This is a genomic window from Sedimenticola thiotaurini, from assembly GCF_001007875.1.
Lineage (GTDB): Bacteria > Pseudomonadota > Gammaproteobacteria > Chromatiales > Chromatiaceae > Sedimenticola > Sedimenticola thiotaurini.
In genome coordinates this window covers 3,557,917-3,565,877 of record NZ_CP011412.1, presented here as the reverse complement: position 1 = coordinate 3,565,877, position 7,961 = coordinate 3,557,917, and the positions used below count along the sequence as shown (strand labels likewise).

Here is a 7,961-nt window from a genome sequence, read left to right as displayed (position 1 = left end):
TTAACGGGTCGGATTTGACCCTCCCCTCCGATCCCGTCAGGAAGCAAAACTGGCATAGACCCCGCCCTTGCCGGTCAATCCGGTTTGTTGATATGGCAGCCAAAGGTATCCGGGGTATCTGGAGGAGAATGGATCAGATATGGCAGGTCGGAAAGATAGTGAAACGGACTCTCCAGCCCTCTTTCACCCATTCGGCACTACGACATGGAGCGGCTAATCTATCGTATATTCCGATATTAGAGAACAATAATATTCGTTTGTTGAATAAAGACCGCCTTCTTATACTGATTCAAAATCATAACCAGATGGAAGCAGTATGAAGAAGCACTGGTCATCCCTATTTCCGGCCCGCGTCAGCACAATCACATCAAAGCGCGTCCGGCCGCCCCGTCCCTTCCGGTTACTGAGTTACCTGTCTGACCATCACCCCCACCCGACCAGTCATACGGAAAAGTGGATCTCGGCCCTGGGAGGCCTGATCAGTGTCTTCATGATTCTGAAGATCAGCGAGCAGGTTTTGGACATGCACGGCACCACACTGGTGGTCGCTTCCATGAGCGCCAGTGCGGTGTTGCTGTTTGCCGTACCCCACGGAGCCCTGTCCCAGCCCTGGGCAGTATTTGGCGGGCACCTGATTTCAGCTCTGGTCGGGGTGACCGCCGCCCGCTGGATTGAAACTCCGATTCTGGCATCCGCCATCGCCGTGGCGGTGTCGATTGCCGCCATGCACTACTTCAACTGCCTCCATCCCCCCGGCGGAGCCACCGCCCTGGTGGCGGTGCTTGGGGGTAGCGCTGTGCAGGAGATGGGTTATGGCTACGTGGCGACCCCGGTGCTGGCCAATGCGCTGATACTGGTCAGCGTCGCCCTGATCTTTAACTACCCCTTTGTGTGGCGTCGCTACCCCCTGGCCTGGCAACCCCCGGTGGCTGCCGAGAAATGCATGATCGCCCACAGCGACCTGGTCTATGCACTGACCGAGATCGACTCCTTTATCGACGTCAGCGAAGAGGATCTGCTGCAGATTTATGGCCTGGCACTGGGCCACCACCGGATAACAGAGCCCCAGGGGCAGTTGCTGCCCGTAAAAAGTACAGCGTGAGGTTTAACATGAATATGACAACCAGCAAGCAAGCCATGCAGACCAACCCCTTTGCCATCCGTATCGAGTACGTGGATACCGGTGCGGGCCTGGTGGCCACCGACCAGGAGGGTTATATACAGGATATGGACCAGTGGTCGGAGGCCTTTGCCGTGGCCCTGGCGGCGAAAGAGAACCTGACCCTGACCGAGGAGCACTGGGAGGTGATCAACTATATCCGGGACTACTATCAGCAGCACCGGGTACAGGCCCAGGTACGGGACATGATCAAACACTTCCGCAAGGTGTGGGGCAAGGAGCGGGCCAACACCCGCTACCTGCATGACATCTTCCCCATGGGTGGACCCCAGAAACAGGGCAACCGGTTGGCCGGTATTCGCAAGACCAAGGGCGAACACTGACCGGGCCGGCCTGACCCCCGGCCATGGACCGGCCCGGCCGTCCCTGCCAGTGGATACAGATCGACGACGGGCAGTGTGTGATCACCACACCGGCCGATGGTGACCGGTGGCACATCCAGCGGTCCCGACAACACGACTCCATCTGGCAGCCTGAAAACCCTGAAAAAACCCCGTAGTAATCCCTTCCCTGACCGTCTACTGTTACCCTTCAGACGTTGACGGGAGGCCGGTGACAAAGCGTGCCGGTCCCGCCCCGCGGCATCAATCAATGCAGCCAGAGTCGACCGGATGACGCTGCACCGGTTACTGTAATAGGCCGTGCTGATAACGCGCACCCCGATTCCCCGGTAAAAGAGGCAGCCCAGCTGAAGCGAACAATCATGGACATCTACCACTCCCTGCGTCCCCGGATGACCACCAGACATGTCGGTTGGCGCAAGCCCCTGCTGTTTTGCGCCTGCCTGCTACTGACCGTCGGCACCACGCCGGGCTGGGGCGGTGCGACCCAATCCCCGGGCGTACCCGGCGTACAGGGCGGCGTGGTGGCCACCAGTGAACCGAATGCGGCCCGGATCGGTGCCGAGATCCTGCGCCGGGGTGGCAACGCCATCGATGCGGCAGCCGCCGTGCAGTTTGCCCTGAACGTGGTCGAACCGGAATCCTCCGGCATCGGCGGTGGCGGCTTCATGCTGATCTACCTGGCCGATGAGAAGAAGAGCGTTGCTATCGACTCCCGGGAGACGGCACCGGCTGCCGCAACGGCGGATATGTTCGTACCCTTCATCGACAACGGCGGCTTCAGCGTGGCATCCACCAGCGGCCTGTCGGTGGGGGTGCCGGGGACACTGAAGGGGGTCGAGCTGGCGTTGCAGAAGTGGGGCACCATGAGCCTGGCGGAGACGCTCCAGCCGGCCATTGCACTGGCCCGGGACGGTTTCCGGGTGGGGCGGCAACTGGCGGAGAGCAGCACCAGCAGTCGTCTGCAGAACGAACCCGGCAATCCCGCCTACGATGAGGCACGCAAGGTGTTCCGCCCCGGTGACGCCCCTTTGCAGCGGGGACAACTGCTGGTGCAGCCGGACCTGGCCCGCACCCTGCAACTGATCGCCGATCGGGGCAGCGAGGTCTTCTATACCGGTGAGATCGCCCGGGCCATCGTGGCGACCCAGCAGACCAGCCGTGCACAACGGCCGGAAGGCAGAGGACTCATGACCCTGGAGGATCTGGCCAACTACCAGGCGGTGATCCGGGAACCGCTGTCGGGGGAGTATCGCGGCTACACCATCACCTCTATGGGGCCGCCCTCTTCCGGCGCCCTCACCCTGTTACAGATACTTAAGCTGTTGGAACGTTTCCCCATCGGTGACAGCGAGGCGGGGTTCGGCTTCGGTTCCACCCGCACCCTCAATGTGATGATCGAGGCGATGCGACTCGCCTTTGCCGATCGCGCCCTGTGGATGGGCGACGCGGACTTTGTCCAGGTTCCGGTCAAGGGCCTGCTGGATGATGACTACATCGCCCGGCGCAGCGCCCTGATCGATCCGGACCGGCGCCAGCCCCGGGTAGTACCGGACGATCCCCGTCCTTTCGAGGCGCAGCAGAGGGGAGAGAAACAGAAACTGGCGGCCCTGACACCCACCCTGGAGAAGGGCGTCAATACCACCCACTTCAGCATTGTCGACCGGCACGGCAACATGGTCTCCTACACCACCACGGTGGAGTCGGCCTGGGGAACCGGTCTGATGGTGCCGGGTTACGGTTTTCTGCTCAACAACGAGCTGACCGATTTCAATTTCGTACCGGGGTTCAATCCGGATCCGAACCACTACAACCCGGGGGCCAACGATGTGGCGCCCAACAAACGCCCCCGCTCCAGCATGTCCCCCAGCCTGCTGTTCAGGGACGGGCAACCGCTGGCCGCCTACGGGTCACCCGGCGGTTCCACCATTATCGATTCGGTGGTCAATATCAGCATCAACCTGATCGACCACGGCATGGATATCCAGCAGGCCGTGGATGCGCCCCGTATCGTCCAGACCAGCGCCAATGGCAGTGTGGGCCGGGAGATCGGTTTCTCCGAGCAGGTGATGCAGGCGCTGGAAAAGCTGGGACATACCCTGCGTGAACCGGTCGACATCGGTTCGGTGCAGGCGGTGGTTATGGACCCGGCAGACGGTACACAGTATGGCGCGGCGGACCGGCGCCGGGTCGGCAGTGTTATCAGCCTCGGAAAAGATGAGCGGAAAACCGGCAACTGACCGCTGACCGGGTGGATAAATCCGCCAGATGGGACCGCCACTTCAGGCGGTGGCGGCCTCTGCTGACGCTGGAGCATGCTCTAGCGTCAGCGGGGGTTGCCGATAGAAGAAGTCCCAGATCCAGCGCGATACATCCGGTGCCTCCGGATAGCTGAAGGGGCCGGGCTCACCGCCATACCAGCCATGGCCCCGACCTTCCAGAATCAGGGTCTCCACTACACCGTTACGCACCGGGTCGCCGTAGCGGCTGCTGATCCAGGGGGTATCGTGGGTCACACCGCTGGTCCGGGCCTGGGGCTGTGCGGTATCGATCCCGAAACAGCGGCCCCAGCTATCCCGCAGATTGTCCGCTGCGCGGATATCCACCGTCTCGTCCGCGTCCGAGTGGACAATCATCAGGGGTACAGGGCGGGCAGCCTCCGGCAGCGCCCTGCGCATGGCGCGGACCACCTCATCCACCGGTTTGAAACGCCCCGTAAACCCCCACAGGTTTACTGCCCGGGCGCTCTCGCCGTAGGGCAGGCCGGCCACCGCGGCACCGGCGGCAATGCGGTCGGCATGGGCCACCAGCATGGCCACCGCCATCCCGGCACCGGACGAGAGCCCGGCCACGTAGAGACGTCGCTGGTCAAAATGAAACTCATTGGCGACCTCTTCCATGATCTGCCACAGGTCCTCCACTTCACCGGCGCCGGCCTCGATCTCATGCCGATGCCACCAGCCCCAGCAGTTACGATTGCGCAGTCCGCCGTAACTGGTGACAAAGGGGTAGACCACCGCAAACCCCTCCTGATCGGCAATGGCATCAAAGCCGCTGATCTGACGGATATCCTGTTCATCCTGCCGGCAGCCGTGCAGCACCATCACCAGGGGCAGCTGCCGCTGGCCGTCATACTGGGGCGGCAGATGCAGGGCATACCGGCGCTGGCGTGAACGGGGGTAATCCCGGGGGGTAAAGTGGCGGACCAGATCGCGCTCAGTAGTGAGCGGTGGACGCTTTGCAGCCGGGTGGGCCCTATCCTCCCGTGCCCCGCCAAACCAGCGCCGCATCACCACACAGCCGGGACAGGGCACACCCCAGCGGGACATGAATTGCCCAACCTTCCTGAACCCATCCTTGTAGGAGTCGGCCACCGAGCGGCGGGCATCACCCAGGCGCTGGCGCAATCTGTTCAGACGTTCATTCAGGGGGGGCATGGCGGATTCTCGATAAGTTGGTTGGATAGCTTAAAGTAGCGCAATTGCTGCAACGCAACATATATCGCTGACTGTAACACATAACCGGGACAGGTGTTGGAAATGATATTCCCATATATAGCAGTATCGTCCGGATCCGGCTTCCCGCAGAAATATTCTCCCGCCCCGGCCGGTCTATTTAAGCAGGTTACTTTCAAATGATCAGGAGATCGTGATGCGTCAATTACTGACAACCGGTTGGGCCATACTGGCACTGGCTACCACCGCCCCGGCGGGCGCCGAACCCCGGGTGATCGAACTGACCCAGGTACCGTGCCAGATCCTGCAGAGTGAACAGGGTATCGATCACGGTTTCACCTCCCACAGTATCAGCGATTGCCAGGCCATTAACCAGCAGACCGGCGAACAGCGCCTGGCGACAGCGAAAACCCTGACCCTCAAGGCCGGCCACTACCTGTTCCGGGTCAGTAACAAGAATGTGCCCTATGAACTGGGTTTCTGGTTGCGCGGTGCCGGCCTGATCGAGCGCGCCAGACTGCCCAGCATTTCCGGTGCCGGGCTCACCACCGGCGTCACCCAGGATTACCCCATCACCCTGAAACCCGGTGAGTATGTTTACTCCTGCCCGCTCAATCCGACCCTTGATTACCGACTGGTCGTCACCGACGGTTGATCGGTGGCCTACACTCTGAGTTTGTGGCAGCACCCATTCGTCTCATTAACTAACAGCAACCGGCGAACAGGCATCAGCATGGACTTTACACTCCCGCTTATCGTGGCCACTGTGGCCCTTTTTTCCGTTTTGCTCTCCTCCAGCGCCAAGGACAGCAACAGCTTTTTCAAAGGCGTCTCCGCCACCGGTCGGCCACCGGGCCTGATCACCCTGACCCTCTCCCAGGTGACCACCTGGATATTCGCCCGCTCCCTGATGAATGCCGCCATCCTCGGTTACTACTATGGCATCTGGGGTACCCTGGCCTATGCCGCCTACTACCTCTCCTTTCTCACCGGCGGCAAGATAATCGACCACCTGCGGTTCAACCGGGGTTATGACAGCGTGCAGGCGTTTCTCCTGGATCGTTTCGGGCAGGTGGGCTCGACGTGCTACAACTTCGTGGTGGGCCTGCGCCTGATCAGCGAAGTATTTGCCAATCTGCTGGTGATCGGCATCCTGTTTGGTGTGGCCGGCTCCCAGGCTTACACCCTGGCGGTGATCGGCCTGGCACTGGTCACCCTGACCTACTCCATGATCGGCGGTCTGCACGCCTCCCTGCGCACCGACCTGTTGCAGATGCTGCTGTTTATCGCGGTACTGCTGGTTCTGGTGCTGTCCGCCATCGGCAGCGGCCACCTCACCCTGGCGGCGTTGAATTTCAAACCGTTCGACATCACCAGCCCCGGCCCCATCCTGCTGATCGTGGCACTGCTGCAGATCTGGAGTTATCCGATGCACGACCCGGTGATGATGGACCGGGGCTTCCTGGCCGATCGGGATACCACCCGGCGCAGCTTTCTCCACGCCGCCTGGATCAGCATGCTCTGCATCCTGCTGTTTGGTGGCCTGGGGGTGATGGCGGGCGCCCACGGAAGCAGCGGCGAAAACATGCACCAGGTGCTGTCCCGCCTGCTGGGGGAGCTGCCCATGCTGCTGTTCAGCGCAGCCCTGGTGATCTCCGCCATGTCGACCCTGGACAGCACCCTGGCCAGCGCCTCCAGGCTGGTGGTGGTGAACATGGGCATGCTCCCGGCCAGCCTGCACAATGGCCGGATGATCATGGCCCTGTTCATGCTGCTGGGTCTGGTGCTGCTGTTCACCGGTAACCAGGATCTGTTCAGCGCCGTGGCGGTCAGCGGCACCGCGTCCCTCTACCTGGCGCCGGTGGTGTTCTTCTCCCTGTGGGGTGGCCGGGAGCAGATTCCGCTGTGGAGTTACCTGGGCGCCTTCCTGTTGGCGGTGGCTGGCGCGGCACTCTATTTCACCGAATCGGCCGGCCATAGCCAGTGGTTGGGTGAACTGCACAAGTACACCAAGCTGCTCTATATCTCCATCACTGTGCTGGCCATCGGCTGCCTGCTGTTCTGGGTTGGTGACGCCCTCTCCAGCCGGCGCCGCACGCCGCTCGCCTCAACTGTCTGATTATGGCTTCCCTGACCGGCAACCAACGGGATCTGGGTACGCTGCAGGGTCCCCTGCTGCTGTTTGGCGGCCCCTACGGCAACCTGGAGGCGACCCGGGCCATGCGCCGCACCGCCGAAGCGAGAGGCATACCACCCCGGCGGGTTATCTGCAACGGTGACCTGACCGCCTACTGCGCTTCACCGGTGGAGACCGTGGCGCTGATCCGGGAGTGGGACATCCAGCTGGTGATGGGTAACTGCGAGGCGTCCCTGGCCAGTGACTCCGACGATTGCGGCTGCGGCTTCGAACAGGGCTCGGTCTGTGCGCTGAACGCGTCAAAATGGTTTGATTACACCAACCGCCGCATTGGTCGATCCGAGCGGGAGTGGATGAAACAGCTCCCTGGCGCACTCCGGTTCAGTCTGGGCCAGCTGACATTTCTGGTGGTGCATGGCGCCCCGAGCCGGATCAACCGGTTTGTTTTCCCCTCCACGCCCCGTGAGCAGAAACGGGCCGAGCTGGATCTGGCCGAGACCGAAGTGGTGATTGGTGGTCATTGCGGCATTCCGTTCGGGGAGCAGATCGACCGACGCTTCTGGCTCAACACCGGCGTGATCGGCCTGCCGGCAAACGACGGCACACCGGACGGCTGGTACCTGTTGCTGGAAACCGAAGGGGAGCAGGTCCGCGCCAGCTGGCATCGCCTGAGTTACGACCATCGAAGAGCCAGCCGACGCATGGGGGAGGCGGGGCTGGACACCGGTTACAGCCAGGCGCTGATCAACGGACGCTGGCCAAGTCTCGATATACTGCCGCCGCCGGAGCAGCGTCAGCAGGGGATACCATTAAACCCAGCCAAACTCTGGCTGGCTTAGGCCGGCCAA

General features: G+C 62.0%; 7 protein-coding genes. 6 read left to right on the top strand and 1 reads right to left on the bottom strand.

What is annotated here, in order from left to right:
- Window positions 1–316: 316 nt before the first annotated feature.
- From AAY24_RS16430 to ggt, 3 genes are all read left to right on the top strand, one after another.
- Window positions 317–1,102 (top strand): HPP family protein, encoded by a 786-nt coding sequence (locus tag AAY24_RS16430; protein WP_082117198.1) that lies wholly within the window; start codon window positions 317–319, stop codon window positions 1,100–1,102.
- 8 nt (window positions 1,103–1,110) lie between these two features.
- Window positions 1,111–1,503: a TusE/DsrC/DsvC family sulfur relay protein gene (locus AAY24_RS16425; RefSeq protein WP_234422194.1), complete on the top strand. Its 393-nt coding sequence runs from the start codon at window positions 1,111–1,113 to the stop codon at window positions 1,501–1,503.
- A gap of 380 nt (window positions 1,504–1,883) precedes the next feature.
- A complete protein-coding gene (ggt, locus tag AAY24_RS16420) occupies window positions 1,884–3,761 on the top strand; it encodes a gamma-glutamyltransferase (RefSeq protein WP_052761287.1) in 1,878 nt (625 codons plus the stop codon).
- 42 nt (window positions 3,762–3,803) lie between these two features.
- Here ggt and AAY24_RS18655 read toward each other — a convergent pair whose 3' ends face one another.
- Entirely contained in the window at window positions 3,804–4,958 is a 1,155-nt protein-coding gene (locus AAY24_RS18655; protein ID WP_052761286.1) for an extracellular catalytic domain type 1 short-chain-length polyhydroxyalkanoate depolymerase, read from the bottom strand.
- Window positions 4,959–5,172: 214 nt separating this feature from the next.
- Here AAY24_RS18655 and AAY24_RS16410 point away from each other — a divergent pair, with 214 nt between their 5' ends.
- The 3 genes from AAY24_RS16410 to AAY24_RS16400 all read left to right on the top strand — a co-directional run bounded on the left by AAY24_RS16410 (window position 5,173) and on the right by AAY24_RS16400 (window position 7,952).
- A complete protein-coding gene (locus AAY24_RS16410) occupies window positions 5,173–5,631 on the top strand; it encodes a hypothetical protein (protein WP_046860590.1) in 459 nt (152 codons plus the stop codon).
- 78 nt (window positions 5,632–5,709) lie between these two features.
- Window positions 5,710–7,095, top strand: a complete 1,386-nt coding sequence (locus AAY24_RS16405; protein ID WP_046860589.1) for an SLC5/6 family protein — start codon at window positions 5,710–5,712, stop codon at window positions 7,093–7,095.
- Window positions 7,096–7,097: 2 nt separating this feature from the next.
- Window positions 7,098–7,952 carry a metallophosphoesterase family protein gene (locus AAY24_RS16400; RefSeq protein WP_046860588.1) on the top strand — a complete coding sequence of 285 codons (855 nt, stop codon included), beginning with the start codon at window positions 7,098–7,100 and terminating at the stop codon, window positions 7,950–7,952.
- Window positions 7,953–7,961: the final 9 nt, after the last annotated feature.